The sequence below is a fragment of the Brevibacterium sp. Z349TD_9 genome, from assembly GCF_056173565.1.
In genome coordinates this window covers 514,153-539,242 of the sequence record NZ_CM149680.1, presented here as the reverse complement: position 1 = coordinate 539,242, position 25,090 = coordinate 514,153, and the positions used below count along the sequence as shown (strand labels likewise).

The window sequence follows — 25,090 nt, the reverse complement described above, 5'->3', positions numbered from 1 at the left end:
CGCTCAGCCCTCCTTGACCGTCGAGGCAGTACCCGCCGTACCCTGGCCGGTGGCGGCCGGTGCCCCGTGGAGGGCGGCCGGATCATCAGTGGTGCCCGGCGGCAGCTTCGCCGGGGCCCGGTTGCCCCGGGAGCCGAACGACGGGATCCGTTTGAGGAAGCCCCACCTCGGCAGGAGAAGGGCGATGATGACGAGGAGCGCGGTGGTCAGCTTCATGTCATCGGTGTTCAGTCCCGCCCGCAGCGCGAGGAAGATGATGATCCGGTAGATGACGGATCCGAGGATCGCGCCGAGGCTGGACATGAAGATGTTCCGGTTGCCGAAGATCGCCTGCCCGAGGATGACCGAGGCGAGGCCGACGAGGATGAGGCCGATGCCCATGCTGATGTCGGCGAAGCCCTGGTACTGCGCGATGAGCGCCCCGCACAGGGCGACGAGCCCGTTGGACAGGGCGAGTGTGAGCATCGTCGTGTTGTCGGTGTTGACGCCGAGGCTGCGGATCATCTCGCGGTTGTTGCCGGTGGCCTGGATGGCCAATCCGAGATCGGTGGTGAGGAACCAGTCGACGAGGAACTTGAGCACGAGGACGAAGGCGATGAGGATCGCGATCGACACCCAGGTGCCCAGCCACATGTTCTCCCGCAGCGGGGTGAAGACGGTGTCCTCACGCAGCAGGGAGAGGTTCGCGGCCCCCATGATCCGCAGGTTGATCGACCACAGGCCGATCATCGTGAGGATGCCGGCGAGGAGACCGTCGATGCCGCCCTTGGTGTGGAGGAGGCCGGTGATGAAACCGGCGACGAGGCCCGCGCCGATTGCGGCGAGGGTGGCGAGGAACGGGTTGACCCCGGCGATGATGAGGGAGGCCGCGGTGGCCCCGCCGGTGGTGAAGCTTCCGTCGACGGTGAGGTCGGGGAAGTTGAGGACCTTGAAGGTGAGGTAGACGCCCAAGGCCATGGCTGCGTAGATGAGCCCGAGCTCCAGTGCTCCGTACATTGCTGTCCGATCGTGTCGTCAGGGGCGGGTGCCGGCAGGTGAACCGGGTCCGCCCCGAGTGGTGGTGCCGTGTCAGCCGGGGTTCCGGCACCGCCGCACGGCACGGCGGAAGACGCCGGCGGACCCGCGGAGACCTGGGGTCCCCGCGGGTCCGCCGCGGTCTCACTCGATGACTTTGTCGGCCTCGTCGACGAGCTTCTGCGGGATCTCGACACCCTGCTTCTTCGCCGCCGCCGGGTTGACGACGAGTTCGAGGGTGTCACTGGTCTCGACGGGAAGGTCGGCGGGCTTGGCCCCGTCCTGGAGGATCTTCAGCGCCATCTTCCCGGTCTGCTCACCGAGCTTCGTGTAGTCGATGCCGCGGGTGATCGCCGCACCCTGCTCGACCTGTCCGGCCTCCGAACCGACGAGCAGCGCCTGGTTCTTCTCCGCGGCCTGGACCATCGTCGTCACAGCGGAGACGACGTTGTTGTCGGTGGGCACGTAGTAGGCGTCGACCTTGCCGAGGGAGTCCACGGCCTGACCGAGCTCGCCCGAGTTCGCGATCGTCGCTTCCTTGATCTCGAGGCCCATGCCCTTCGCGGCCTCCTTCGCGAGGTCGACCTGGACCTGCGAGTTGACCTCACCGGAGCTGTAGACGATGCCGACGGTCTTCGCGTCCGGCTTGACCTCCTTGACCAGTCCGAGCTGGTCGGCAACCGGGTTGAGGTCGGAGGTGCCGGTGACGTTGCCGCCCGGGGCTTCGTTGGACTTGACGAGTCCGGCCTCGACGGGGTCGGTGACCGCGGTGAAGAGCACGGGCTTGTCGGTGATCGCCTGGGCCGCGGCCTGCGCGGCCGGAGTCGCGACGGCGAGGACGAGGTCGAGGTCGGAGCTCGCGAAGTTCTGCGCGATCGACGTCGCATTGGCCTGCTCGCCGTTGGCGTTCTTCTCGTCCCATTCGACCGTGACCCCGGCGTCCTCGAAGGACTTCTTGAACCCGGCGGTGGCCGCATCGAGAGCGGGGTGCTGCACGAGCTGGGAGATGCCGACCTTGTACGAGTCGCCTCCCTCTCCCCCACCGCTGTCGCCGCCGCCGGAGCAGGCGGACACGGCGACCATCGAACCGACGGCGACGATGGCGACGGCCAGTTGCTTGAGACGCATACTTCTCCCCTTTGAAAAAATCGGCCCGCGTCTGCGGACCGAAACGAACCCATGCGCATCCTCGCCCGTCACCGTCGACGGAGGTGATCTCCATCTGCGGCGGTGGGCGAGGCGTCAGACGTCCCATCCGGACCCTCCGGCTCAGCGATGAGCGCGGGCATCCGGTGCGGACGACTGCGATAGTACCAACTCTATTCGGCGCCCCGGACACCGGTGTCCCAAATCACGCTTTGGGGACGTTTCGACGACAGATCGTTACCTCGGCGGCCACACGTCCCCTCAGGGTGTGATGACGACGTCCGATCGTCCCAGCACGGAGAGCATCCACGCGAAGTCGAAGGCCGTCTCCTTCCACGCGTCGTAGCGTCCCGAGGCCCCACCGTGCCCGGCGGCCATCTCGGTGCGCAGCAGCGCATCGGCACCGACCTCGCGCAGCCGGGCCACCCATTTCGCGGGTTCGACGTAGAGGACCCGGGTGTCGTTGAGCGAGGTCACGGCGAGGATCTTCGGATGGTCCGCCTCGGCGACGTTCTCATACGGGGAGTACGAGCGCATGTACGCATAGATCTCCGGGTCGTGGAGGGGATCTCCCCACTCCTCCCATTCGATGACCGTCAGCGGCAGTTCGGGCATGAGGATCGAGGTGAGCGCGTCGACGAAGGGCACGTGGGCGCTCACTCCGGCGAAGAGCTCGGGTGCCATGTTGACGATCGCGCCCATGAGCAGTCCGCCGGCCGAGCCGCCGGTGGCGACGAGCCTCTCCGGCGTCGTCCACCCGGTGTCGATGAGGTGGCGGGCTGCGGCGATGAAGTCGGTGAACGTGTTCCTCTTCGCCGTCGTCTTGCCCTCGTCGTACCAGTGGCGGCCCATCTCACCGCCGCCGCGGACGTGGGCGATCGCGTAGACGACGCCGCGGTCGAGCAGGGAGAGGCGGGCGACGGAGAAGTACGGATCGACGCTGACCTCGTACGATCCGTAGCCGTAGAGGACAAGGGGCGCCGAGGCGGTCGGTCGTCCGTCGGCATCGACGTCGACGAGGTCGGTGCGGTAGACGAGCGAGACGGGAACCCGGGTGCCGCCCTCGGCAGTGGCCCACACGAGGGTCTCCCCGTAGGCGCCGAGGTCGACGGATCCGAGCACCGGCTGGCGTTTGAGGACGGTGTCCTCACCGGTGGCGATCTCGTGCTGGAAGACGACGGCCGGGGTCGACATCGAGGTGAAGGTCAGCCGGATGGAGGGCTGGTCGAACTCGGGGTTCGAGGCGAGGCCGAGGGTGCCGGTCTCCCGATCGAAGGGCAGCTCCTCGAGCGGACCGAACGGAGAGGATGCATCGCCGAACCCGGACGCCTGGCCGCCGGCCTCTGCCGTCGCGTCGTCGGACCCGGCCGGGCGGAGACGGACGATGCCGACTCGGGCGAAGCCGCCTCGGCGATAGCTGACGACGACGAAGTCGGCGAACGCGTCGACCTCCTCGATGCGCAGCCCGGAGACATCGGCGAGCACGCGGCGACCGGCCGCGGTCGGGTCCGCCCCGGTCCCGGCCGGGGCGTCGACGGCATCGGCGGGTTCAGCGGCCTCACCGGTGGGGTCGGCGGCGGGGACGTCGACGACGTCAAAGTCCGCGCGGTCCCGGTTGTGGGTGATGAGGAAGCGGTCGCTGCCGGCGATGATCGCGTGGTCGACGGAGTATTCGACGCCGTCGACGCGCGGCCACACGACCGCGGGCTCGGCTTCGAGGTCGCCGGCACGCAGGGTCCAGTAACCGGTCGTCGTCTTCGATCCGGTGACGATGAAGAGATAGTCACCGGACCGGGAGAAGCCGGCGCCGACGAAGAAGCGCTCGTCGGGTTCATGGAAGATGCAGACGTCAGCGTCGTTCGCCTCGGCGCCCCCGCCGGCCGCGGCAGCGCCGATCGCGTGTCGCCATACCTTCTCCGGTCGCCACGCCTCGTCGACGGTCGTGTAGAAGACGAAGCGGCCCGCCGGGTCGATCGAAGCGCCGGCGAAGGTGTTCTCGATCCGGTCCGGCAGATCCTCACCGGTCGTCAGGTCGCGGATGCGCAGGACGTAGCGTTCGTCGCCTGTGGTGTCGACGCCGTAGAGGAGGAAGCGGCCGTCGTCGGTGAGCGAGAACGTGCCGAGGGAGAAGAAGTCGGTGCCGTGGGCGGCCTCGTTCGAGTCGAAGACGACCTCTTCGCCGGGCAGCGGGTCCTCGCCGACCTCGGGCGGGGTCCAGTCGGTCTCGTCGGCCACGGGCACGCGGACGTGGATGCCGTAGTCGAGGCCGGCCTGCGTCCGGGTGAAGTACCAGTACCCGCCGCGGCGGCTGGGCACCGACATGTCGGTCTCCTTGATCCGCGTCCTGATCTCGGTGAAGATCGCCTCGCGCAGGGGTGCGAGCTCCGCGGCCTGCGCCTCCGTCCACGCGTTCTCCGCCTCGAGGTGGGCGATGACCTCGGGCGATTCCTTCTCCCGCATCCATTCGTAGTCGTCGACGAAGGTGTGGCCATGGTGGGTCCGCTCGTGCGGAACCTTCTTCGCCACCGGCGCCGAGGTGGGGGTGGGAGTCGAGTCCGAGGTGGAGCGGGATTCAGGTTCTGGGGTGTCGTGCGACTGGTCGGGAGACGTCATGACCCCACCTTAGCCACCGGGAGCAAGGACGGCCGTGGTCACCTGCGTCCAGACGGGTTCCGACGTCAGAGGCGATCCTCGACGCGAGAGACGAGACGTGGCAGTGATCGAGGCGTACGCTCGAAGGCATGGACGGCGAAGTCACTCTTGTCAGCGCGTGCCTCGCTGGGCAACCGTGCCGCTACGACGGTCGTGCCCGCCCCGATGAGGCCGTCATCGCCGACGTTCGGGCCGGGCGTGCGGTCCCCGCCTGTGCCGAACAGCTCGGCGGCATGTCGACACCGCGCCCGCCCGCTGAGATCGTCGACGGCGACGGCGACGACGTGCTCGACGGGACCGCCCGAGTGGAGACCATCGACGGAGAGGACGTCACCGCGGAGTTCGTCGCCGGCGCACAGGCCGTCGCCGACATCGCCGCCGAACACGGTGCGACCCATGCGGTCCTCCAGGCCCGCAGCCCCTCGTGCGGATGCGGAGTCGTCTACGACGGCACCCATTCAGGGGAGCTCGTCGACGGCGACGGCATCGTCGCTGCTCTGCTCAAACGTCGCGGACTGACGATCACCTCGGTGCGGGGACAGTCCCAGCGCTGACGCGGGCCCACCTTCCGTCGCACCCTCCCCGACACCAGGAGTGAGCAGAATGCGCAGAAGGCGCACAACGCGCGAAACGAGAACAATGCGCGCAAGCCCTCACGGTGACTCAGGCCACAATAGACTCGGTCGCACATGCAGTCGGCGCACAGACGCACCGACGCACATCTTCGATGGAGAAGAAGGGACCTGACGATGCAGTCATCCGGCGGCGCGAGCCCACCAGGGCGCCCCGACCCGAGCCCATCCACCACGGAATCCGGCGTCTCCCGGCGCATGTTCGGCAAGGTCGCCTACGGGGTCATCGCGGTCGCCGCGATCGGCACGGCGACGACCTATTCGATCCGGGCCGCCTCGGCGACCGGGGACCTCTCGAAGAACCTCACGCTCTTCGCCCCGGCCGGGGCCGGCGGCGGCTGGGACGGCTTCGCTCGCGAAACCCAGCAGGCGATGCGGCTGACGGGGGCGGCGAACAACGCCCAGGTCGTCAACATCCCCGGCGCGGGCGGCACGATCGGCCTAGGCAAGTTCTCGACGATGGACGGTCGGGCGGACACGATCCTGGCCACCGGCACCGCGATGGTCGGCGGCATCGCCCTCAACGACTCCCCCGTCGGCTTCTCCGACACGACGCTGCTCGCCCGCGTCGCCGAGGACTACGACGTCCTCATCGCCGCCGCCGACTCCCCGTACAACACCCTCGACGACGTGATGACGGCGTGGAAGAAGGACCCGGAAGGGTTCGTGTGGACGGGCGGATCGGCCGGTTCGGTCGACCATCTCACGATCGCGCAGCTCGCCCAGCTCGGCGGGATCGCGGGATCGGCGATCACCTACATCCCGAAGTCCGGCGGCGGCGAAGCCATCCAGACCTTGCTCGCCGGCACGACGGACTTCGCGTCGACCGGCTTCAACGAGGTCTCCGACCAGATCGACTCCGGCCGCGTCAAGGCCCTCGGGGTCGCGGCTCCCGAACGCATCAGTGGCTTCGAGGACATTCCGACGATGAGCGAACAGGGCTACGAGGTGACGCTGACGAACTGGCGCGGCTGGCTGGGTGCGCCGGGCATCACCGCGGAGGAGACGACGCAGCTCGTCGGCCTCCTCGAGACGACCCGCAACAGTGCCGAATGGAAGGATGCGCTGACCCGCAACCAGTGGTCGGACGTGTGGCTGACCGGTCAGGCGTTCGCGGACTTCATCGTCGAGGACACCAAGCGCATCGAGAGCCTGCTGAAGGAGCTGGGACTGTGAGCACGACGACCGAGAGATCCACGACCCGGACCAGCCACCTCGGCGCGGGCACCTGGTGGCACGGCCGCTCCGGCCTCCTCGTCCCCCTCATCCTCGCCGCGTTCTCGACGTACCTGCTCATCGGGCTGCTGACGATGGAGGTGCCCGAGGACGTCGACCCGCCCGGCCCCCAGTTCTTCCCGATGATCATCATGGTCGCCGGCTTCGTCATCGCCGTGCTGCTCGCGATCGCGATCATCCGCAACCCCGAACCCGTCGACGTCGATGAGGAGATCCCCGCCGAGGCGGCCGAGGCCAAGGCGTTCTCCACGCCGGTGACCTCGGCGGTCGCCGCTTCCCGGCTCTCCCCGCACGAGGAGGATGAGCCGCAGGCCGACAGGGAGGCCCTCGCCGAGGCGCGTGCCGCCGACGTCACGCACCGCACCCATTCGGACTTCCGGGCACTCGGCTGGGCGGTCGGCGGATTCGCGGCCTTCGCAGCGGTCCTCGAGTTCGCCGGCTGGATCCTCGCCGCGGCGCTGCTCTTCTGGTGTGTGGCGCGGGCGATGGGCTCGCGGAGACCGCTGTTCGACCTCACGGTCGCGCTGACGTTCTCCTCGCTCGTCTACATCGCCTTCGCGGTCCTGCTGGGACTCAACCTGCCTTCGGGCATCGTGGGAGGCGGCTTCTGATGGATGCTCTCGCCAACCTCATGGAGGGGTTCACCCACGCCCTGACCCCGATGAACCTGCTGTGGGTGCTCGTCGGCTGCTTCCTCGGAACCGCGGTCGGCGTGCTCCCGGGACTCGGGTCGTCGATGGCGGTGGCGCTGCTGCTGCCGATGACCTTCGCCCTCGACCCGACCGGGGCGTTCATCATGTTCGCCGGCGTCTACTTCGGCGGTCTGTTCGGGGATTCGACGATGGCGATCCTCATGAACACCCCGGGTCAGGCCTCGGCGATCGCCTCGACCTTCGAGGGTCACCGCATGGCCCGGGACGGCAGAGCCCCGCAGGCCCTGGCCACCGCGGCGATCGGCGCGTTCATCGGCGGCATCGTCTCGTGCTTCCTCGTCGTCTTCATCGCCCCGCTGCTCGCGGACCTGTCGACGAAGTTCGGGCCGGCCGAGTACTTCGCGCTCGCGCTCTTCGCGTTCGTCGCGACGTCCTCGGTCGTCGCCGACTCCGTGCTCAAGGGCCTCATGGCGCTCGTCCTCGGCATCGGGATCTCGGTCATCGGCATCGACTCGGTCTCCGGCACCGAGCGGTTCATCTTCGGTGTGCCGGAGCTCTTCGACGGCGTCTCCCTCGTCACGGTCACCGTCGGCATGCTCGCCCTCGGCGAGGTGTTCTTCATCGCCTCCCGCATCCGGCGGCAGGCCAGCGACAACACGATCAACGCCTCGGGGCGGCCGTTCCTCTCGCGCCGCGAGTTCACCGAGGCGCTGCCCGCGTGGCTGCGCGGCACGGCGATCGGGCTGCCCTTCGGTGTCATCCCCGTCGGCGGTGCCGATGTGCCGACGTTCATGGCCTACGGTCTCGAACGCAAGCTCGACTCCCGCCGGAAGGACCCGCAGTTCGGGAAGGGCGCGATCCGCGGTCTGGCCGCCCCCGAGGCGGCGGGCAGTGCGACGACGGGCATCTCGATGGGCGCCCTGTTCGCCCTCGGTCTGCCGGTCTCGGCGACGGCGGCGATCATGCTCGCGGCATTCCGCCAGTACGGTCTGCAGCCGGGACCGCTGCTCTTCGACCGCGCACCCGAGCTGGTGTGGGGTCTCATCGCGAGCTTCTTCGTCGCGATGATCGTCCTCCTCATCATCAACCTCCCGTTCGCGCCGCTGTGGGCGAAGCTGCTCCTCATCCCCGACCCGTACCTCTACGGTGGGATCGCGGTGTTCTGTGGGCTGGGCATCTATGCGACCTCGGCGTCGACGTTCGAGCTCTTCGTCCTCCTCGGCGTCGCGATCGTCAGCTTCGTGCTCAAACGCTACGGGGTCCCGCTCGCACCGCTGATGATCGGCATGGTGCTCGGACCGCTCGCGGAGACGAGCCTGCGCGACGCCCTGCTCTCGGCAGGCGGTGATCCGGCGGTGCTCGTGTCCTCGCCGATCACCATCGTCCTCTACATCATCCTCATCGTCGCCCTCCTCTACACCGGTATCGGCCGGGTGCTCGCCCGCCGGCGGCAGAAGGTGAGAACCGGCCAGGAGGCTCTCGCCGAGCGGTGAGCACGGGGTGCGCGTGCCGTGAGCGACAGCCCCGCGGTCACCCGACTGTGCAGCACTCCGCAACGAACGAAGCGCCGAGGTGGGGCAGGGAAGCCTGCACCACCTCGGCGCTTCGTGTGTGTGAGCGTCACCGCGGGGACATCGCTCAGGGGCGAGACCCCGGTGCGTGGCCGCCGGGTCGCCCTGACGGCTCAGTGCGCGGACACGGATTCCCGATCCACCGTGTCCGCCGTCGCCTCCCGGCCGGCGCCCTTGAGGCCGATGGCCGTGAGCACGGCGGCGGCGAGGACGACGATCGCGGCACCGCCGGCGGCCCACTGCACGCCGAGATCGAAGGCCCGGATGACCGTGTCGGTGAGCTCCGCGCCGAGGTGGCCGCCGAGCTCCCCGGCATGTTCGAGCGCGGATCCGAGGGTCTCGAACGCGGGATCCTTCGCCTCTTCACCGAGCGAGGCGGCGAGCTGCCTGCCGAAGACCATCGTCGTCAGCCCGCCGAGGACGGCGGTGCCCATGACGGAGCCGAACTCGTACGCGGTCTCGGAGATCGCCGAGGCGGCTCCGGCCTTGTCCGCAGGCACCGCGGTGAGGATGAGGTCGTTGGTGATCACCTCGGCGGTGCCGATTCCCGCACCGAGGACGATGAAGGAGATGACCATCCCGGCCACGCTCGGCTCCGGGGTGAAGGCGACGAAGCCGAGGCCCATCGCATTGAGGGCGAGCGCGGCGGGCACGACGATGCGCGGCTGGATCCGGGCGACGAGGGGAACGGCGAGGTAGCCGGCGGTGATCGACATGATGAGTCCGGGCACCAGCGCCAGCGCCGCGGTCACCGGGGAGAGTCCGAGGACGAGCTGGAGGACCTGCGTGCCGAAGTAGAGGAACCCGGCCAGGCCCATGAGGCTGAGCAGGTTCGCCGTCACCGCCGAGGTGAACACGGCATTCGCGAAGAGACGGACGTCGAGCATCGGGTTGTCCGCGGCGAGCTGGCGGCGGACGAACAGGGTGCCGGAGATGACCGAAACGAGAACGGCTGCGGCGAAGAGCCAGTCGAGGCCGTCCGACATGCCGTGCTTGATCGCGAAGACGAGCGGGGTGAGCGTGAGCATCGAGAGCACGATCGAGAGCGGGTCGATACGGCCCGGATTGGGGTCGCGCGACTCGGGCAGGAGGAGGAGTGCCGCAGGGATGAAGAGGGCGATGAGCGGGAGGTTGATGAAGAAGATCGAGCTCCAGTGGAAGTGCTCGAGCAGCACACCACCGACGACCGGGCCGAGCGCGGCGCCGCCGCCGAAGAGCGCGGCCCAGGTCGCGATCGCGATGCGGCGGTCGCGGGGGTCGAGGAAGATGTTGCGGATGAGCGAGAGCGTCGAGGGCATGAGCGTGGCCCCGAAGACGCCGAGGAGGGCGCGGGCGACGATGAGCATCTCCGCTGAGGTCGAGAATGCTGCGAGCAGGGACGCAAGCCCGAAGCCGGTGGCGCCGATGACGAGGAGGAGCCGGCGGCCGAAGCGGTCGCCGATGCTGCCCATGGCCACGAGGAGACCGGCGAGCATGAGGGCGTAGATGTCGACGATCCACAGCAGCTGGGTGCCGGTGGGATGGAGGCCCGTACTGATCGCCGGCAGGGCGAAGCCGAGGACCGTGTTGTCGATCGAGATGAGGAGGACAGGGATCATCAGCACAGCCAGGCCGAGCCATTCACGCCGGCCGGCGCGCACGTGTGGAGTCTGTGTGGTGAACATGCCTCTACTGTACCGTCTAGACGGTACAGTAGCAACAGCGGGTTGGTGCACTGAGGTGCAATGAGTCGGGTTTCACACTTGCCCGGGACGAACTCGGTTAGGCTCATGCCCATGACACGCAATTCCTCCGACACCAAGGAGAAGCTGCTCGACGCCTTCGACGCTCTGCTCGAGCAGCATGGGACCGCCGGGGCGACGCTCGACGCGGTCGCCGCCGAGGCGGGTGTCTCCAAGGGCGGACTGCTCTACCATTTCGGGTCGAAGGCGAAGCTCGTCGAGGGTAGCCTGGAGCGCCTGCGCCGCTATGTCGACGCCGACATCGAGCAGATGCGCGCGGCCGAGCTCGGTCCGCACGTGTACTACCTCGACACCGCCGCCGAGACGGGCACTCCCCTCGACCGCAGCCTCATCGCCGCGAGCCGCCTGGCCCAGGAGTACGACGAGGCACGCGAGGCCCTCGGCGAGACCCGCGTGCAGTGGTTCGATGCGCTCAACGACCACCTCGGCGACCCCGACCTCGCGATGACCATCCAGCTCATCGGCGACGGGATGTACCTCAACCAGAACTTCGGGCTCTTGGAGTCCGAGGCGCTCGGTCACGTCAAGAAGGTCCTCGCCCGCCTCGGCCTGTAGGGGCGCCGGGGCTGGCACTGGTTCCGGCGCTTGCCTCGCACCCTCGGCACGTGCCTGTAACTCACTTCCCGGCGCTTGACTGCACCCGCACTTCCGGCGCTCGCTCGTTTCCTGGACGCTGGGTGACGATTCCGGCGCGTGATTTCGCCACTCAGCGTCCAGAGAACGCGCGCCTCACCCCGGGAACCTCGTGTCCGCGCGCTCACCGCGGGAACCTCGTGCCCACGGGCTTGCCACAGCCCACTCATGTTCACCTCTTTGGGGACGACCAGCCGGCAACCACCGACCTCGTTGGCGGTCCCCCCCAGCGCCGGCTCGACTTTCCACGGGCCCAGCCCGGCGTCCACTCGGCGCCGGCGAGTTTCCCGGACTCCCAGTGTCGAGATCCGCACGCGAAATCGACACTCACCGTCCAGGGAACGCGCCCTCGACCATGCTGCTCGCGCCAGGACCTGTTTCGTCCGCTGCCGGCTGGCTGCTCGAAGTCCCACACGCATTCCACTCTCGTGCACTGCCTGTGCAGAACCGCGGGCACTCGCGCGCAGAGCCCCTGTGGACGCTCGACCGGTTTCCACAGGGACATTCGCCGCTCTTCCCTCGCAGCCTCGGCCGAGAGACCATCGTCGTCATGTTCCACGGAGGCGACCACACCGGCGAATGGGAGCTGCGCGATTGCCCGGAGCTCTTCACCAGCGCGACCGCACCGAAGCGGGGCATCACTCGGCACAGACTGTTCCACACCAGCGCCTACCCCACCATCGTCAAAGGCGTCAGAGCCGATGCATCCACGACTATCGCACGCCCGACCCCCGGTTGGGCCGACGAGGAATGGACGGACACGGCGCAGCGTCTGCGCGCGATCCTGCTGAAGTTTCCGCAGGTGGCGGCGGGACACGTGACCGCGGCGCGCCTCTACGGATGGCCACTGCCCTGGCACCAACCGCAGCTTCCGACCCACGTCTTCTCCGCCGATGGGAATGCGCGCATTCGAGTGCAGGGCATCCGCTTCCACCGCACGACGCTGTTCACCTCGCGCCTGTTCTTCGACCTGCCCGTCCTCGAACCTGCGGATGCCTTCATCTCACTCGGCGCGGATTTGGACGTCGACGACCTGGTCAGGGTCGGCGACGCCGCAGTCGGCAACTGGCATGGACCGCCACTCATCACACTCGAGAAGCTCACCGCCGCCGTGGTCGGAACCAGGAGAATCCGCTCGCGAGGACGCCTGCTCACCGCGCTCGACCTGGTCCGACCCACCGTGGACTCGCCGCGCGAGACCGATCTTCGCCTCTGGCTGCGTTCCGTCGGCCTGCCCGAACCGACCGTGCACCCGCAGATCTTCTGTGCGGAGCTCAGCCGTGTCGTCGAGCCCGACCTCGGCTACGAGCACGCGCGCCTCGCCCTGGAGTACGACGGCGACCACCACCGAACCTCCAAGGGCCAGTGGAACAGCGACATCGCGCGAGACGAAGCGATGCGTCAGGAAGGCTGGACGGTGCTCAGAGTGACCGGCCGCACCGACTACAGGCTCCTCGAAGCGAAGATCCGGCGCCACCTCGGACTCGTTCAGACTCCGCGGGACGGCACGCGACCGCCGGGAGACTGGACAAATGGACGCTGAGTGTCGATTCTGCTCACGAGAATCGACACTCAGCGTCCAGAAGGCCGGCCCAGCGCGGCGCGCAGCACCCCACGCCCCAGCGCGGCGCGCACCCCTGCGCAGCGGGAGTGCCGCACACCACCCCCTCACCCGAGGTGGTGGACCTCCTGCAGCCGGTAGACCGGCGTCGGGATCCCTTCGTAGCGGGCCTTGAGCTGGAGAGCGAGGTAGAGGGAGTAGTGCCGCGACTGGTGGAGGTTGCCGCCCTGGAACCACAGGTTCTCCTGCTGGGTGGGCTTCCACATGTTGCGCTGCTCGCCCTCCCACGGGCCGGGATCCTTCGTCGTGTCCGAGCCGAGACCCCAGCACTTGCCGACCCGGTCCGCGGTCTCCTCGTCGACGAGATCGGCGACCCAGCCGTTCATCGACCCGTAGCCGGTGGCATAGACGACGAGGTCGGCGGGCAGGACCGTGCCGTCCGAGAGCACCACCGCATCCTCGGTGAGGTGATCGACCTGACCCTTCGCGAGTCCCACCTTGCCGTCGGCGACGAGTTCGGCCGCACCGACGTCGATGTAGTAGCCCGATCCTCGGCGCAGGTACTTGAGGAAGAGTCCCGACCCGTCGTCACCGAAGTCAAGGTCGAATCCGGCAGCCTCCATCCGCCGGTAGAAGTCCGCGTCCCGGTCCTTCATCTGTTCGTAGAGCGGGATCTGGAACTCGTGCATGATCCGGTAAGGCAGGGACGCGAAGACGAGGTCGGCCTTCTCCGTCGTCATCCCGGCGGCGACCGCCCGCTCCGAGTAGAGGTCCCCGAGACCGATCTCCATGAGCGAATCGCTCTTGACGATGTGCGTGCTCGAACGCTGCACCATCGTCACCTCGGCGCCGTTCTCATAGAGTGCCCCGCAGATGTCGAACGCGGAGTTGTTGCTGCCGATGACGACGACCTTCTTCCCCGCGTAGGCATCGGGTCCCGGGTGCTGGGAGGAGTGCTGCTGCTCGCCGCGGAAGACCTCGCTGCCGGGGAAGGTCGGGATGTTCGGCTTCCCGGACATCCCCGTGGCCATGACCAGGTGCGCTGGCGTGAGGGTGCGGCGCTGCCCGTCCCGCTCGATCTCGACCGTCCACCGGCCTTCCGCCTCGTCATACCTCGCCGAGTTGGCTGTCGTCGACGACCAGTACGGGATCTCCATGACCCGGGTGTAGAACTCCAGCCAGTCCGCGATCTTGTCCTTCGGAGCAAAGACCGGCCAGTTGTCGGGGAACTTCAGGTACGGCAGGTGGTCGTACCAGACGGGGTCGTGCAGGCACAGCGACTTGTACCGCGACCGCCACTGGTCACCCGGCCGCTCCCACCGGTCGATGACCAGCGAGGGCACCCCGAGTTGGCGGAGGCGAGCGCCGAGGGCGATCCCGCCCTGGCCGCCGCCGACGACGAGGATGTAGGGGTCGGCGCTCTTGCCCCAGGCGGCGTCCTCTTCGGCGAGCTTCTCCGACCAGCTCTTCCGTTCGGCATCGACGCCGTGCTCGGCGCCCTTGACCCGGCGGGTGCCGCGGGGCTCTTCGTGTCCGGTGATCTCCTGCAGCGAGGTGAGCACGGTCCAGGCCTTGATGCCGTCTTCGTCGATGAGGCGGACGAGTCCTTTGCCGCGCCCCACCGAGGTGGTGAAGGTGAACCACGCTTCCGTCACTCCGTCGGCGGTTGCTGCCGGTTCATTGAGTTCGAATTTCGCCGGCGAGACACGATCGAGGTTGTGGGTGAGCAGGTCGGTGACCCCATCGGGGTTCTCCACGGTTTTGAGGTTCCAGGTGAAGGACACAAGGTCCCTCCAATAGCTGTCGGTGGCGAACAGACCGGCGGCGGCCGGAATATCCCGCCGGCTGAGCGCCGATTCGAAATCCTGCAGCCACCTCATAGCGATGTCGTCGGCGGTCAACTGGGGACGGTCGAGCGTCGTTGTCATGTCACTCCTCCTCATTGAGTTCAGTGACTCCAAACTAGGCCGGGCACTCCCGGTTCAAAAGAGTTGCACCGGATTGCATGGACCACGCTGTGCCGGGATTCTCACCAGAGCTTCGACCCCATGGTCAGGGGTGCGTTCCCGTCCTATACTCAAGGCATGCTTCAGCCGGATCTGGCGCATCTCGCCAGAGATCTGACACGCATTCACGATGCTGTGATCACCGGGGCGTCGCCGCCGGTGCAACCGCGCGCGCTGGTCAGGCGCTCGTGGGATCGGATGCTGCGCTTGGGGCTGGACCCGGATGGCGCGAATGCGCGGATCGTCGCCGATGGGGCCGAGCTGGAGACTCGGCGGAGGATGTCACGGCTGAGGCTGGTCGTCGATGAGATGCGCTCAGTGCTGTTGCGGGCTCCCGACGCCGCGCCGTTCATCCTCGTCGTCACGGATGCCGATGGAGTCATTCTGTGGAGAGATGGTGCGGCTTCCGCCAGACGGCAAGCCGATGAGCTCGGATTCGTCGAAGGAGCGCATTGGTCCGAAGCCAAGGTCGGTACGAACGCCATCGGCACGGCGCTGGCCGAGGAGGCACCCGTCCAGCTCTTCTCCGCCGAACATTTTGAGGCCTCTCAGCACCCTTGGTACTGCAGTGCCGTGCCCGTGCACGACCCGCATGACGGGACTCTCTTGGGAGTCGTCGACATCAGCGGTCCGGCGATGACTCTTCATCCTGCTGTGCAGTCGTTGGTGACTACGGCCGTACGTCTGGCCGAAGCCCGGCTGATGATCGCTCAGCAGGAGGCACTGAACACTCTGCGCGATCGGATGTCGGCCATGCTCGCCGGCACATCCGGTCCGGCCCTCGTCGTCGATGATGCCGGATGGGTGGCTTATCAGCAGGGAGTGCGCAGCCGCGACCGCATCGAGGTGCCGGCCGCTGACCGTTCGATCCTCATCCCCGGTGCCGGTCTGTGCCTGCCGGAGAAGATCACCGGTGGATGGCTGCTGCGGCCCACCGGCGACCGTCGCGCCTCGGTGACTCTGCGGACGAAGCAGGATCCACCCGTTCTCGATATCCATTCCGGCACCGAACCCCTGGTCGTTCCGCTCACGCCACGGCGGGCGCAGATTCTGGCGGCGGTCACCTCGGCGGGGTCTGCCGGTATCAGTGCCGCCGACCTCAGCCAGCGCCTCTACGGGGACGGCGACCATCTGGTCACCGTCCGCGCCGAGGTGTCTCGTCTGCGCCGCTCGGTTGGGGCGCTGCTCGCCACCCGACCGTACCGATGGGCCGATGGCGTCGACGCGCGGGTGGACTAGACCGGTCACGACGCCGCCGGGGAACAGAATCGGCTGAGAGACCGAGAAGCACGAAAGAGGCACTCCTGAGCGACGGCTAGTTTCCCACCGCGCCGAGCCACCAGGGACAGCGCATTCGCAACGTTCTTTCGGTGCTCGCCAACGCGGTCACGACGCCGATGCTTATCGGGCACTGCAGCCGCTTTTGTCTGCAACCCGTGAAGATTCGGTGAAGTAAAATCTGAGGCACACCCCTTGACTCCGAAGAACGGTTCACCAGAGTTGACTCTTTCCCAACAGGCTTACAGTGTCATCGAAGACATGATCATCAGTGGGTCGATTCCTGCCGGCAGCTACATCACCGAGCCCGAACTCGTGGAGAAGACCGGCTTGGGCAGGACACCCATCCGCGAGGCGTTGCAGCGCCTCGCACGCGAGCACATGGTGACCATCCGACCCCGCCGAGGCATCTACGTTCCCTCTCTGGAGTATGAGACCGAATTGCGTATCCTCGAAGTCCGCAGAGAGCTCGACGTCGTCGCCGTCCGCCTCGCCGCCAGACGAGCCTCAGATGACCAGCGCAGCAAGATGCGATCTCTGGCCGCGCAACTCGAGCAGATCGGATCCGACTTTCCGACTTACGCGGAGACCATCCGCGAAACTCATCAACTGCTGGCAGCCGCCACCAAGAACACCTACCTCATCGAATCTCTGCTTCCGCTGCAGAACCTCTCTCGACGCTACTGGATCTCCAACGTCGTCGATGTCGAGAAGGAGATCGCAGCCAGTTCCGGCTGCCATCTGCGCATGCTCAGAGGCGCGGCGGACATGGACGTTGACGCGGCAGAGAAAGCCGCCTACGATCTCAACGACTATCTGGTCGACTATGCAACGAGAGCGGCGCAGATGGCCTGACTCAGCTATCTGCGCCGCAACGGGTTCGCCTGCCGGCTCAGTCCGCTGACCCAGCCGGAGCCTTCCCGGTCAGGTCGGGTTTCCCGACAACCCCGCTTGTGCGTCCCCATCGGCACCCGGCACGCGCATCTCGAAGGTCTCGGTCACGACCGTGTAGTCGAAGTAGCCCATGCGCGCAATCGGCTTGGCCTTGAGGATGTCGATCTTGCCTTCCGCCGAGACATAGTCATCGTTGAGGTGGATGCGCTCGACCGAGGCGTAGACGATGTCGATCGAGCCCACCTTCGAGTTGCCGGGCAGCCGGTGGGTGGAGATGTACTTGCACTCGTACTGGAACGGGCTCTCTGCGATCATCGGCGTCGCTGACAGGTCGGCGGAGCGACGGGTGACTTCCATCTGGTCGAACTCGGATTCGTGCGCATCCATCACCTGGGCGCTGATGTTGACCTGTTCGCGCAGATCCCAGGTGGCCATGTTCCACACGAACCAGCCGGTCTCCTCGGCGTTGAGCACGGTGTCTTTGCGACGCCCATCGGGGTACTGGTTGGCCGCGAACATCACCATCGGCGGATCGAATGTGAGGTTCTGCCACTGGCTGTAGGGAGCGATGTTCTCGACTCCATCGGCGCTCACGCTCGAGAGCCAGCCGATGGGACGCGGCACCGTCAGCGCCTTGAACGGCGAATGTTCGAGGGGACGGTTCTTCGACGAAGGATCGTATTTCATCTGGATTTTCCTTTGTTGGGTTCGAAGTGGAAGAGATGGTGCCGGCACCGAAGGCCGGGGCGGCAGCCAGGCTCAGGCTGCGGCGGCCTTGACCCGGCGGCGCAGGTTTCCGGTCATGAGGTAGTAGAGCACGGCGGAGACGACGACGCCGAGGATCCAGGCGATCTCCGCGCCATTGAGCAGGTAGGCGATCGGTCCGACGTAGATTGCGCTGTTCATGAATGGGATCTGGACGATGACGCCCGCGAGGTAGGCGACGTAGGCGATCCAGTTGAACTTCCCGTAGATCCCATTCGGGTCGAACAGGCCCTTGATGTCGTACTTCTTATTGCGCACCAGGTAGAAGTCGACGAGGTTGACCGCCGACCACGGTGTCATGAAGTAGAGGAGGAAGAGCAGGAAGTTCTGGAACACAGTGAGGAAGTTCTCCGAGGCGGCCAGGGCGATGGCAAGCGCCACCGCGGTCACGCCGAGGATGAACAGCGTGCGCGTGTACGACTTCAGATGGTTCTGCTTGGTGAAGGCGGAGACGATCGTCGTGATCGACATGAACCCGCCGTAGGCGCTGAGCGTGTTCCCGGCAAGCTTGCCCAGGATGACCGCGAGGAGGACGATCACGCCGAACTTCCCTGCCAGGTCGGTGATGTAGCCGACCTCGCTGCCGCTGAACGCGTCACCGCCGAGGAACGCGGCGAAGGCGCCGACGGTCATCGCGAGGCTCGCACCGAGGACGCTGCCAAGGAACGTCCACCCGACGGTGGCGTTCTGCGAGGTAGTCTCGGGCAGGTAGCGGCTGTAATCGGCGATGTACGGGCCGAAGGTCAGCTGCCACGAGGCGGAGAGCGAGACGCCGAGGACGAACGGAGCCATCGCGAATCCGTTGCTCGCCGTGATGGACTCTCCCATATCGCCCGTGACCATGACGACGATGAGCCAGACGAAGACGATGGCGCTGAGGAATGCCGGCAGGTGCGAGAACCGGTGGATCCAGCGATAGCCGACGATGGCCGAGAGCGCACAGAAGACCGCGAAGAGGATCGCACCGATCTGCGGCGAGACGTGGAACAGCAGCCCGAGCGCCTGACCTCCAAGGACGAGCCCCGTGGCATAGAAGCCGATGTAGATGAAGAGTGCGAGGACCAGCGGCAGGATCGCACCATAGAAGCCGAACTGTGCCCGGCTCTGGATCATCTGCGGCACCCCAAGCTGCGGTCCCTGCGCCGAGTGCAGAGCGGTGATGTACCCGCCGAGGATGTTGCCGAGCAGGATCGCCGGGATCGACCACAGCGCCGAGTTCCCGAGAATCGTCATGAGCGCACCCGTGACGAGAGCGGTGATGGAGCTGTTCGCGGCGAACCACACGAAGAGCAGGGAGATCGGGCGTCCGTGACGTTCGGACGGCGGGATGTAGTCGATGGTTCGCTTCTCGACGAATTTAGGTTGAAGCTCGGGTGTAGCAGTCATCATGACCTCCATTGCACGGCTGCGTTAAGTGCAGTGTCGTGAAATATATCACCAATATATCTTTGGTCACAATACCGTCGGACCCTTTTCATTCGGCCGCGACGAGCAACGATCCGCGGAGTTCCGCGCGTCGTCGAGACAGGTAATCGCCCGCTCGGAACAGCGCCGAAACTGTGCTTGCCGACCGAGTCTGTGCTGAAAAGAGAGCCGTCACGTGTACCAGCATTGGGAGGTCGGAATGGCTGACGAGAAGATCGACGTCGAGATGCAGGACACAGGCGAGTTCCTGACCCGAATCCACACGGCGACGGGAACCGACGAGATCGTTCTGATGTTCGACGATGCCGAGAATCACTGTGCAGACTGTGAAGGGCGGGGCCGACATCGTCTGTCGGCCCCGCCCTCAGTGTTCAGTTCTGCTGAGACCTCAGTCCAGCAGGTCGTGTCGCACGATCGACTGTTCGCGATCGGGACCGACGCCGATGACCGACATCCGGCAGCCCGAGAGCTCCTCGAGTGCGAGCACGTACTTCTGCGCGTTCTCCGGCAGATCGTCGAAGGTCCGAGCCTTCGTGATGTCCTCGGTCCAGCCGTCGAAGTACTCGAAGATCGGCTTCGCATGGTGGAACTCGGTCTGCGACACCGGCATCTCGTCATGACGCTCGCCGTCGACTTCGTAGGCCACGCACACGGGGATCTTCTCGATGCCGGTGAGGACGTCGAGCTTCGTGAGCACGTAGTCGGTGAACCCGTTGACGCGGGAGGCGTAGCGGGCGATGACGGAGTCGTACCAGCCGCAGCGGCGCGGGCGTCCGGTGTTGACGCCGAACTCACCGCCGGCTTTCTGCAGGTATTCGCCCATCTCGTCGAAGAGCTCGGTCGGGAAGGGACCGGCGCCCACGCGCGTCGTGTAGGCCTTGACGATGCCGACGACGCGGTTGATGCGCGTGGGTCCGATGCCCGAGCCCACACACGACCCGCCGGCCGTCGGGTTCGAGGAGGTGACGAACGGGTAGGTGCCGTGGTCGACGTCGAGCATCGTCGCCTGGCCGCCCTCCATGACGACGACCTCACCGCGGTCGAGGGCGTCGTTGAGCATGAGCTCGGTCTCGGCAACGTAGGGCCGCAGACGTTCGACGTAGGGCAGGAAGTAGTCGACGACCTCGTCGACGCTCACGGCGCGACGGTTGTAGACCTTGACGAGGAGTTCGTTCTTCTGGTGCAGGGACCCTTCGATCTTCTGCCGCAGGATCGATTCGTCGAAGATGTCCTGGACGCGGATGCCCAGACGCCCGATCTTGTCCATGTACGCCGGGCCGATGCCGCGCCCGGTCGTGCCGATCGCCCGCTTGCCGAGGAAGCGCTCGGTCACCTTGTCCAGGGTCTGGTGGTAGGGGGCGACGAGGTGCGCGTTCGCCGAGATCCGCAGCTTCGAGGTGTCGGCTCCGCGGGATTCGAGGGCGTCGATCTCCTCGAACAGCGCTTCGAGGTTGACGACGACGCCGTTGCCGATGACCGGGGTGACGTTCGGGGAGAGGATGCCCGCGGGAAGGAGCTTGAGCTCGTACTTCTCACCGCCGACGACGACCGTGTGACCCGCGTTGTTCCCGCCGTTGGGCTTGACGACGTAGTCGACGCTGGTGCCGAGGATGTCGGTGGTCTTCCCTTTACCTTCGTCGCCCCACTGAGCGCCGACGACAACGATTGCTGGCATGAGTGTGTTCACCTCAGGAGAGAAAAGGGGATCTTTACCACCACAGTCTACGTGCTGGCCCCGACATGACCCCGCACCGGTAGCATTGGGGCTGACGAGGCTGCGGACGAAGGAGCTGATGGTCGATGACGACTCCCGACACTGCTGCCGAACGCGTCGTCCTCCTCGACGAGGCAGGTCGCAGCCGCGGTTCGATGCTCAAGGCCGAGGTCCACACCACCGACACCCCCTTGCATTCGGCGTTCTCCTGCTACCTCCTCGACGACGACGGACGCGTCCTCCTCACCCGGCGGGCGCTGACGAAGACGACATGGCCGGGGGTGTGGACGAACAGCTTCTGCGGGCATCCTGCCCCCGGTGAGAGCGTTGAGGATGCGATCATCCGCCGCGCATCCGCGGAGCTCGGCACCACCGTGACCGCTCTGCGCGTCATCGCCCCCGACTTCCGCTACCGTGCCGTCGATGCCAGCGGCATCGTCGAGAACGAGGTGTGCCCGGTCTACGTCGCCCGCATCGCCTCCCCGCTCGACCCCTCCCCCGCCGAGGTGGCCGAATGGCAATGGGCTCCGATCACTGAGGTCCGTACGGCGCTGCGTGCCGCCCCGTTCGTCTTCAGCCCGTGGATGGTCGACCAGTTCGCGGCCGGTGTCCTCGAGAGCCTGAGGACATGAGCCAGACCGACGTCGTGCACCCCGGCTCTGCCGCCGGCGTCCACCGGGTCCGCTCCTTCGCGGCGGCTCGCGCGATCCTCCGTGCCCGCCATGCGACCGCTCAGGCCGGCTTCACCGCGGAGCGGATCCCGCAGGGCTGGTTCCGGCACCGTCCCATCCTCATCTCCGACGGTCCCGCCCACGACTCCCAGCGGCGCGCCCTCGCCCGGTTCTTCGCCCCCGCCGTCATCGACGACCGCTACGCCGACGACATCGCGTCGGCCGCTCAGGCGATCGTCGATGAGGCCGTCGTCGCCGGCCGCTGTCGCCTCGACGACGCCGCTCTGCTCTACACCGTCGGCGTCACCGCACGCATCGTCGGCCTCACCGAGGCACCGGTGCCCGCATTGGCCTCCCGCCTCACGGCGTTCTTCCGTCAGCCCCCGGTCGACCTCGCCGCACCGAACTGGGGTCGGACCCGACGCCAATGGCTGCAGGCCGCCGTCAACGGTCTACTTCCGCTTGCCGCCTTCCACCTCGCCGACGTGCTGCCCGCCATCAGAGCGCACCGCCGCACCCCAAGCGACGACGTCATCTCCCACCTCATCGATGCAGGCTCGAGCACCGCCGACATCCTCGTCGAATGCGTCACCTACGGCACCGCGGGCATGGTGACGACGCGGGAGTTCATCTCCTTCGCCGCGTGGCGGCTGCTCACGGACGATCGGCTGCGCCGGGACTACCTCGGCGCAGCCCGGGATGTCCGGCTCGCTCTGCTCGAGGAGATCATCCGCGTCGAGCCCATCGTCGCTCACCTCTACCGGCGTGCGCGTGAGGACCTCACGATCGACGGCGACGGGCAGACCACGACGATCCGGACCGGTGACCTCGTCGACATCGACGTCGCCGCGGCCAATGTCGATCCGGAAGCCTTCGGTCCCGACGCCGAGGCGGTGTGCCCGGCCCGTGCCGAGCACCGCGGCGAGCGTGGGCGCCCCCGCACCGTGCTTCCGGCGGGGCTGAGCTTCAGCGACGGGGCGCACCGGTGCCCGGGTCAGCCCTTGGCGCTCATCGTCACCGACGCTCTCCTCCACCGCCTCCTCGCGTGCGAACCCACCCTCCTCACCACCCCTGTCATCGGCTACGAATCCGTCACCGCCGGCGCCCACCTGCGCGGTCTCGACCTCGGCTTCACCGTCCCGTCCCGTCCGCGGCGGCGCTGATGTTCGGCCACTGGGAGTATCTGGCGCTCATGGCAGCGTGCGTGCTCATCACGCTGCCACTCGAATTCGTCTTCTCCGCCCGCGTCTACCGCAGGTGGCGACTGCTCCTCGCCGCGCTGCTGCCCGTCGTCATCGTCTTCGCGGTCTGGGACCTCATCGCGATCGCCCGGGACCACTGGACGTACAGTCCGGAGTTCGTCACCGGAATCGAGTTCGGCGCCCTGCCGCTGGAGGAACTCGTCTTCTTCATCGTCATCCCCGTCTGCGCCCTGCTCAGCTATGAGGCCGTCGGCACGATGCTCGCCCGCGTCCGGCGCCGGCGGGCGAGCGCGGCCGAGCGGAGGAGGAACCGATGATCCCCGAATACACCGTCATGACGGTCGCCGGCATCGTCCTCGTCATCGTCCTCGAGGGGGTCGTGTTCCGCAGCGGCATCTTCCGCCGCGCCCAGTACTGGATCGCGCTGGCGATCTGCCTTGCGTTCCAGTGCCTCGTCGACGGCTGGCTGACGAAGCTCAGCGCCCCCATCGTCGTCTACAACCCCGACATGTTCTCCGGCATCCGCTTCCCCTTCGACATCCCGATCGAGGACTTCGGGTTCGGGTTCGCGATGATCACCGCGGTCCTCATGCTCTGGCAGTGGCACCTCAACCGGAGGGCCGGCACGGACTCCCCCGCCGAGGCGGACATCGGCTCCGGCACCGAGGCTGACACATGAACCGCACCGATCACGACCCCCGCCCCCGCGACCGGCATGCCGTCCTCTTGCCTGCCCCTCCCGGGAGGGCCCGCCCGCTGCGTCCGAAGCGTGTCACCGTCGTCGGCGGCGGCATCGCCGGACTCAACGCCGCCGCCGTGCTGGCCGAACGCGGGGTCGACGTCGTGCTCCTCGAATCCGGCCCCCGCCTCGGCGGGAGGGTGAGCGCGTGGCCGCTGGACGGACAGCGGACGATGAGCCGCGGATTCCACGCCTTCTTCCGGCAGTACTACAACCTCCGCGATCTCCTCCGGCGCACCGACCCCGATCTGTCCCGACTCCGCCCGATCGCCGACTATCCCCTGACCCGCCGAGGCGGTGCGACCGATTCGTTCGCCGGGATCCCCAGGACGCCGCCGTTCAACCTCGCCGGGTTCGTCCTCACGAGCCCGACCTTCCCGCTCTCGGCGCTCGCCGAGGTCGACATCGACGCGGCGATCGAGCTCATCGACGTCGACTTCCCGGCGTCGTTCTCCCGGTACGACGGCGAATCGGCGGCGGCCTTCCTCGATCGGCTGCGCTTCCCCGCCGAGGCCCGACACCTCGCGCTCGAGGTCTTCGCCCGGTCGTTCTTCGCCGATCCCGACGACTTCTCCGCCGGTGAACTCGTCGCGATGTTCCACACGTATTTCGCCGGCTCCTCCGAGGGACTCCTCTTCGACGTCCCCGTAGACGACTACGACACGGCGCTGTGGGCGCCGTTCGGTGAGTTCCTGAGCGCTCTCGGGGTGCGCATCGAGACCGGGCGCACGGCGACGGCGCTGCAACGGGGACCCACGACGTGGACGGTGACGACGGACCGCGGGGAGATCGACTCCGACGCCGTCGTCCTCGCCGCGGATCCGGCCTCGGCCCGCAGCCTCGTCTCCACACTGCGCCCGGACGCACCGTCGGAGGTCGAGTGGCTGAGCCGGGTCGCCGCGACCCGCAGCGCCCCACCGTTCGCCGTGCTCAGGCTGTGGTTCGACGGATCCGTCAACTCCGACCGGCCCGCGTTCCTCGGCACGAGCGGCTTCAATCTCCTCGACAACGTCTCCGTCGTCGATCGCTTCGAGGCCGGAGCCGCCCGGTGGACACGCGACCACGGCGGGTCCGTGGTCGAACTCCATGCCTACGCCCTGCCCGAGGCCGCACTTCCGCAGCCCGCGATGCCGCACGGCGGGGCGTCCTCGGACGCGTTGTCCCTGGGCCCGGGGACCGAAAAGGAGATCACCGACCGGCTGCTGGCCGACCTCCACACGGTCTGGCCGGAGACGTCGCGATTGGTCGCCTGTGAGTCGCAGCTGCTCATCCGCGACGACTGCGGACTCACGGACCCACGCCCATGGCACGAACGACCCGGCGTCGGAACCCCGCTGCCCGGACTCGTCCTCGCCGGGGATTGGGTGCGCTGCGATGCGCCCGTCGCTCTCATGGAGCGGGCGGCGACGACCGGGGCGCAGGCTGCGAACGCCCTGCTCGCCCGGTGGCGGGTCGCCGGAGCCGACCTCTGGTCCCCGCCGCCGCGCGGACTGCTCAGGCGCGGACTGCTCCGACGCGGACTGCTCGGGCGGATGCGACGGCACTGACGGGGCAGG

22 protein-coding genes are annotated in these 25,090 nt (G+C 67.4%); 13 read left to right on the top strand and 9 right to left on the bottom strand.

What is annotated here, in order from left to right; genetic code table 11:
- Positions 1 to 3 precede the first annotated feature (3 nt).
- The 3 genes from AC0VYB_RS02325 to AC0VYB_RS02315 all read right to left on the bottom strand — a co-directional run bounded on the left by AC0VYB_RS02325 (position 4) and on the right by AC0VYB_RS02315 (position 4,773).
- Entirely contained in the window at positions 4 to 996 is a 993-nt protein-coding gene (locus AC0VYB_RS02325; RefSeq protein WP_342039078.1) for an ABC transporter permease, read from the bottom strand.
- A gap of 162 nt (positions 997 to 1,158) precedes the next feature.
- On the bottom strand, positions 1,159 to 2,142 hold the full coding sequence (locus AC0VYB_RS02320) for an ABC transporter substrate-binding protein (RefSeq protein ID WP_339393948.1): 984 nt from the start codon (positions 2,140 to 2,142) through the stop codon (positions 1,159 to 1,161).
- A gap of 279 nt (positions 2,143 to 2,421) precedes the next feature.
- Entirely contained in the window at positions 2,422 to 4,773 is a 2,352-nt protein-coding gene (locus tag AC0VYB_RS02315) for a S9 family peptidase (protein ID WP_453984872.1), read from the bottom strand.
- Between the two features lie 128 nt (positions 4,774 to 4,901).
- On the opposite strand from AC0VYB_RS02315, the gene AC0VYB_RS02310 reads away from it, so the two are divergent.
- The 4 genes from AC0VYB_RS02310 to AC0VYB_RS02295 all read left to right on the top strand — a co-directional run bounded on the left by AC0VYB_RS02310 (position 4,902) and on the right by AC0VYB_RS02295 (position 8,826).
- The gene (locus tag AC0VYB_RS02310) at positions 4,902 to 5,366 is read left to right on the top strand and encodes a 2-thiouracil desulfurase family protein (protein ID WP_475385021.1); all 465 of its coding nucleotides are present in this window, start codon (positions 4,902 to 4,904) and stop codon (positions 5,364 to 5,366) included.
- A 195-nt stretch (positions 5,367 to 5,561) separates the two neighbouring features.
- Positions 5,562 to 6,620 (top strand): tripartite tricarboxylate transporter substrate binding protein, encoded by a 1,059-nt coding sequence (locus AC0VYB_RS02305; protein ID WP_475385020.1) that lies wholly within the window; start codon positions 5,562 to 5,564, stop codon positions 6,618 to 6,620.
- Positions 6,617 to 7,291 carry a tripartite tricarboxylate transporter TctB family protein gene (locus AC0VYB_RS02300; RefSeq protein WP_475385019.1) on the top strand — a complete coding sequence of 225 codons (675 nt, stop codon included), beginning with the start codon at positions 6,617 to 6,619 and terminating at the stop codon, positions 7,289 to 7,291. The genes AC0VYB_RS02305 and AC0VYB_RS02300 overlap by 4 nt, the downstream gene beginning before the upstream one ends.
- A complete protein-coding gene (locus AC0VYB_RS02295; RefSeq protein WP_475385018.1) occupies positions 7,291 to 8,826 on the top strand; it encodes a tripartite tricarboxylate transporter permease in 1,536 nt (511 codons plus the stop codon). Before AC0VYB_RS02300 ends, AC0VYB_RS02295 begins: the two co-directional genes overlap by 1 nt.
- A 191-nt stretch (positions 8,827 to 9,017) precedes the next feature.
- On the opposite strand, the gene AC0VYB_RS02290 is transcribed toward AC0VYB_RS02295, so the two are convergent.
- Complete coding sequence (locus AC0VYB_RS02290) at positions 9,018 to 10,568, bottom strand: MFS transporter (protein ID WP_475385017.1); 1,551 nt, start codon at positions 10,566 to 10,568, stop codon at positions 9,018 to 9,020.
- Positions 10,569 to 10,679: 111 nt separating this feature from the next.
- On the opposite strand from AC0VYB_RS02290, the gene AC0VYB_RS02285 reads away from it, so the two are divergent.
- On the top strand, positions 10,680 to 11,201 hold the full coding sequence (locus tag AC0VYB_RS02285; protein ID WP_475385016.1) for a TetR/AcrR family transcriptional regulator: 522 nt from the start codon (positions 10,680 to 10,682) through the stop codon (positions 11,199 to 11,201).
- Positions 11,202 to 11,829: 628 nt separating this feature from the next.
- Entirely contained in the window at positions 11,830 to 12,822 is a 993-nt protein-coding gene (locus AC0VYB_RS02280) for an endonuclease domain-containing protein (protein ID WP_475385015.1), read from the top strand.
- Between the two features lie 125 nt (positions 12,823 to 12,947).
- Here AC0VYB_RS02280 and AC0VYB_RS02275 read toward each other — a convergent pair whose 3' ends face one another.
- Positions 12,948 to 14,768 (bottom strand): NAD(P)/FAD-dependent oxidoreductase, encoded by a 1,821-nt coding sequence (locus tag AC0VYB_RS02275; RefSeq protein ID WP_475385014.1) that lies wholly within the window; start codon positions 14,766 to 14,768, stop codon positions 12,948 to 12,950.
- A 156-nt stretch (positions 14,769 to 14,924) separates the two neighbouring features.
- Here AC0VYB_RS02275 and AC0VYB_RS02270 point away from each other — a divergent pair, with 156 nt between their 5' ends.
- A complete protein-coding gene (locus AC0VYB_RS02270) occupies positions 14,925 to 16,085 on the top strand; it encodes a GAF domain-containing protein (RefSeq protein ID WP_475385013.1) in 1,161 nt (386 codons plus the stop codon).
- Between the two features lie 234 nt (positions 16,086 to 16,319).
- Complete coding sequence (locus tag AC0VYB_RS02265; protein ID WP_475385012.1) at positions 16,320 to 16,979, top strand: GntR family transcriptional regulator; 660 nt, start codon at positions 16,320 to 16,322, stop codon at positions 16,977 to 16,979.
- 69 nt (positions 16,980 to 17,048) lie between these two features.
- On the opposite strand, the gene AC0VYB_RS02260 is transcribed toward AC0VYB_RS02265, so the two are convergent.
- From AC0VYB_RS02260 to AC0VYB_RS02245, 4 genes are all read right to left on the bottom strand, one after another.
- Positions 17,049 to 17,705, bottom strand: a complete 657-nt coding sequence (locus tag AC0VYB_RS02260; protein ID WP_475385011.1) for a flavin reductase family protein — start codon at positions 17,703 to 17,705, stop codon at positions 17,049 to 17,051.
- Between the two features lie 72 nt (positions 17,706 to 17,777).
- Positions 17,778 to 19,169: a purine-cytosine permease family protein gene (locus AC0VYB_RS02255; RefSeq protein WP_063248954.1), complete on the bottom strand. Its 1,392-nt coding sequence runs from the start codon at positions 19,167 to 19,169 to the stop codon at positions 17,778 to 17,780.
- 88 nt (positions 19,170 to 19,257) lie between these two features.
- Positions 19,258 to 19,524 (bottom strand): hypothetical protein, encoded by a 267-nt coding sequence (locus AC0VYB_RS02250; RefSeq protein WP_475385010.1) that lies wholly within the window; start codon positions 19,522 to 19,524, stop codon positions 19,258 to 19,260.
- A gap of 72 nt (positions 19,525 to 19,596) precedes the next feature.
- Positions 19,597 to 20,883, bottom strand: coding sequence for an adenylosuccinate synthase (locus AC0VYB_RS02245; RefSeq protein ID WP_475385009.1), 1,287 nt, complete (start codon positions 20,881 to 20,883; stop codon positions 19,597 to 19,599).
- A 125-nt stretch (positions 20,884 to 21,008) separates the two neighbouring features.
- Between AC0VYB_RS02245 and idi the strand changes: the two genes are divergently transcribed.
- The 5 genes from idi to AC0VYB_RS02220 are packed head-to-tail and all read left to right on the top strand — an operon-like array spanning position 21,009 to position 25,081.
- Positions 21,009 to 21,554, top strand: coding sequence for an isopentenyl-diphosphate Delta-isomerase (idi, locus tag AC0VYB_RS02240; protein WP_475385008.1), 546 nt, complete (start codon positions 21,009 to 21,011; stop codon positions 21,552 to 21,554).
- Positions 21,551 to 22,756, top strand: a complete 1,206-nt coding sequence (locus AC0VYB_RS02235; RefSeq protein WP_475385007.1) for a cytochrome P450 — start codon at positions 21,551 to 21,553, stop codon at positions 22,754 to 22,756. The genes idi and AC0VYB_RS02235 overlap by 4 nt, the downstream gene beginning before the upstream one ends.
- Entirely contained in the window at positions 22,756 to 23,112 is a 357-nt protein-coding gene (locus AC0VYB_RS02230) for a lycopene cyclase domain-containing protein (RefSeq protein WP_475385006.1), read from the top strand. The genes AC0VYB_RS02235 and AC0VYB_RS02230 overlap by 1 nt, the downstream gene beginning before the upstream one ends.
- Positions 23,109 to 23,474: a lycopene cyclase domain-containing protein gene (locus AC0VYB_RS02225; RefSeq protein ID WP_475385005.1), complete on the top strand. Its 366-nt coding sequence runs from the start codon at positions 23,109 to 23,111 to the stop codon at positions 23,472 to 23,474. Before AC0VYB_RS02230 ends, AC0VYB_RS02225 begins: the two co-directional genes overlap by 4 nt.
- A complete protein-coding gene (locus AC0VYB_RS02220; RefSeq protein ID WP_475385004.1) occupies positions 23,471 to 25,081 on the top strand; it encodes an FAD-dependent oxidoreductase in 1,611 nt (536 codons plus the stop codon). Before AC0VYB_RS02225 ends, AC0VYB_RS02220 begins: the two co-directional genes overlap by 4 nt.
- The last annotated feature ends 9 nt before the right edge of the window (positions 25,082 to 25,090 follow it).

Coding starts and splice junctions, on each gene's coding strand:
- AC0VYB_RS02245 (WP_475385009.1), bottom strand. CDS start 20,883: ATGCCAGCAATCGTTGTCGTCGGCGCTCAGTGGGGCGACGAAGGTAAA.
- AC0VYB_RS02285 (WP_475385016.1), top strand. CDS start 10,680: ATGACACGCAATTCCTCCGACACCAAGGAGAAGCTGCTCGACGCCTTC.
- idi (WP_475385008.1), top strand. CDS start 21,009: ATGACGACTCCCGACACTGCTGCCGAACGCGTCGTCCTCCTCGACGAG.
- AC0VYB_RS02230 (WP_475385006.1), top strand. CDS start 22,756: ATGTTCGGCCACTGGGAGTATCTGGCGCTCATGGCAGCGTGCGTGCTC.
- AC0VYB_RS02310 (WP_475385021.1), top strand. CDS start 4,902: ATGGACGGCGAAGTCACTCTTGTCAGCGCGTGCCTCGCTGGGCAACCG.
- AC0VYB_RS02295 (WP_475385018.1), top strand. CDS start 7,291: ATGGATGCTCTCGCCAACCTCATGGAGGGGTTCACCCACGCCCTGACC.
- AC0VYB_RS02305 (WP_475385020.1), top strand. CDS start 5,562: ATGCAGTCATCCGGCGGCGCGAGCCCACCAGGGCGCCCCGACCCGAGC.
- AC0VYB_RS02255 (WP_063248954.1), bottom strand. CDS start 19,169: ATGACTGCTACACCCGAGCTTCAACCTAAATTCGTCGAGAAGCGAACC.
- AC0VYB_RS02260 (WP_475385011.1), bottom strand. CDS start 17,705: ATGAAATACGATCCTTCGTCGAAGAACCGTCCCCTCGAACATTCGCCG.
- AC0VYB_RS02220 (WP_475385004.1), top strand. CDS start 23,471: ATGAACCGCACCGATCACGACCCCCGCCCCCGCGACCGGCATGCCGTC.
- AC0VYB_RS02235 (WP_475385007.1), top strand. CDS start 21,551: ATGAGCCAGACCGACGTCGTGCACCCCGGCTCTGCCGCCGGCGTCCAC.
- AC0VYB_RS02270 (WP_475385013.1), top strand. CDS start 14,925: ATGCTTCAGCCGGATCTGGCGCATCTCGCCAGAGATCTGACACGCATT.
- AC0VYB_RS02325 (WP_342039078.1), bottom strand. CDS start 996: ATGTACGGAGCACTGGAGCTCGGGCTCATCTACGCAGCCATGGCCTTG.
- AC0VYB_RS02275 (WP_475385014.1), bottom strand. CDS start 14,768: ATGACAACGACGCTCGACCGTCCCCAGTTGACCGCCGACGACATCGCT.
- AC0VYB_RS02315 (WP_453984872.1), bottom strand. CDS start 4,773: ATGACGTCTCCCGACCAGTCGCACGACACCCCAGAACCTGAATCCCGC.
- AC0VYB_RS02280 (WP_475385015.1), top strand. CDS start 11,830: ATGTTCCACGGAGGCGACCACACCGGCGAATGGGAGCTGCGCGATTGC.
- AC0VYB_RS02320 (WP_339393948.1), bottom strand. CDS start 2,142: ATGCGTCTCAAGCAACTGGCCGTCGCCATCGTCGCCGTCGGTTCGATG.
- AC0VYB_RS02290 (WP_475385017.1), bottom strand. CDS start 10,568: ATGTTCACCACACAGACTCCACACGTGCGCGCCGGCCGGCGTGAATGG.
- AC0VYB_RS02225 (WP_475385005.1), top strand. CDS start 23,109: ATGATCCCCGAATACACCGTCATGACGGTCGCCGGCATCGTCCTCGTC.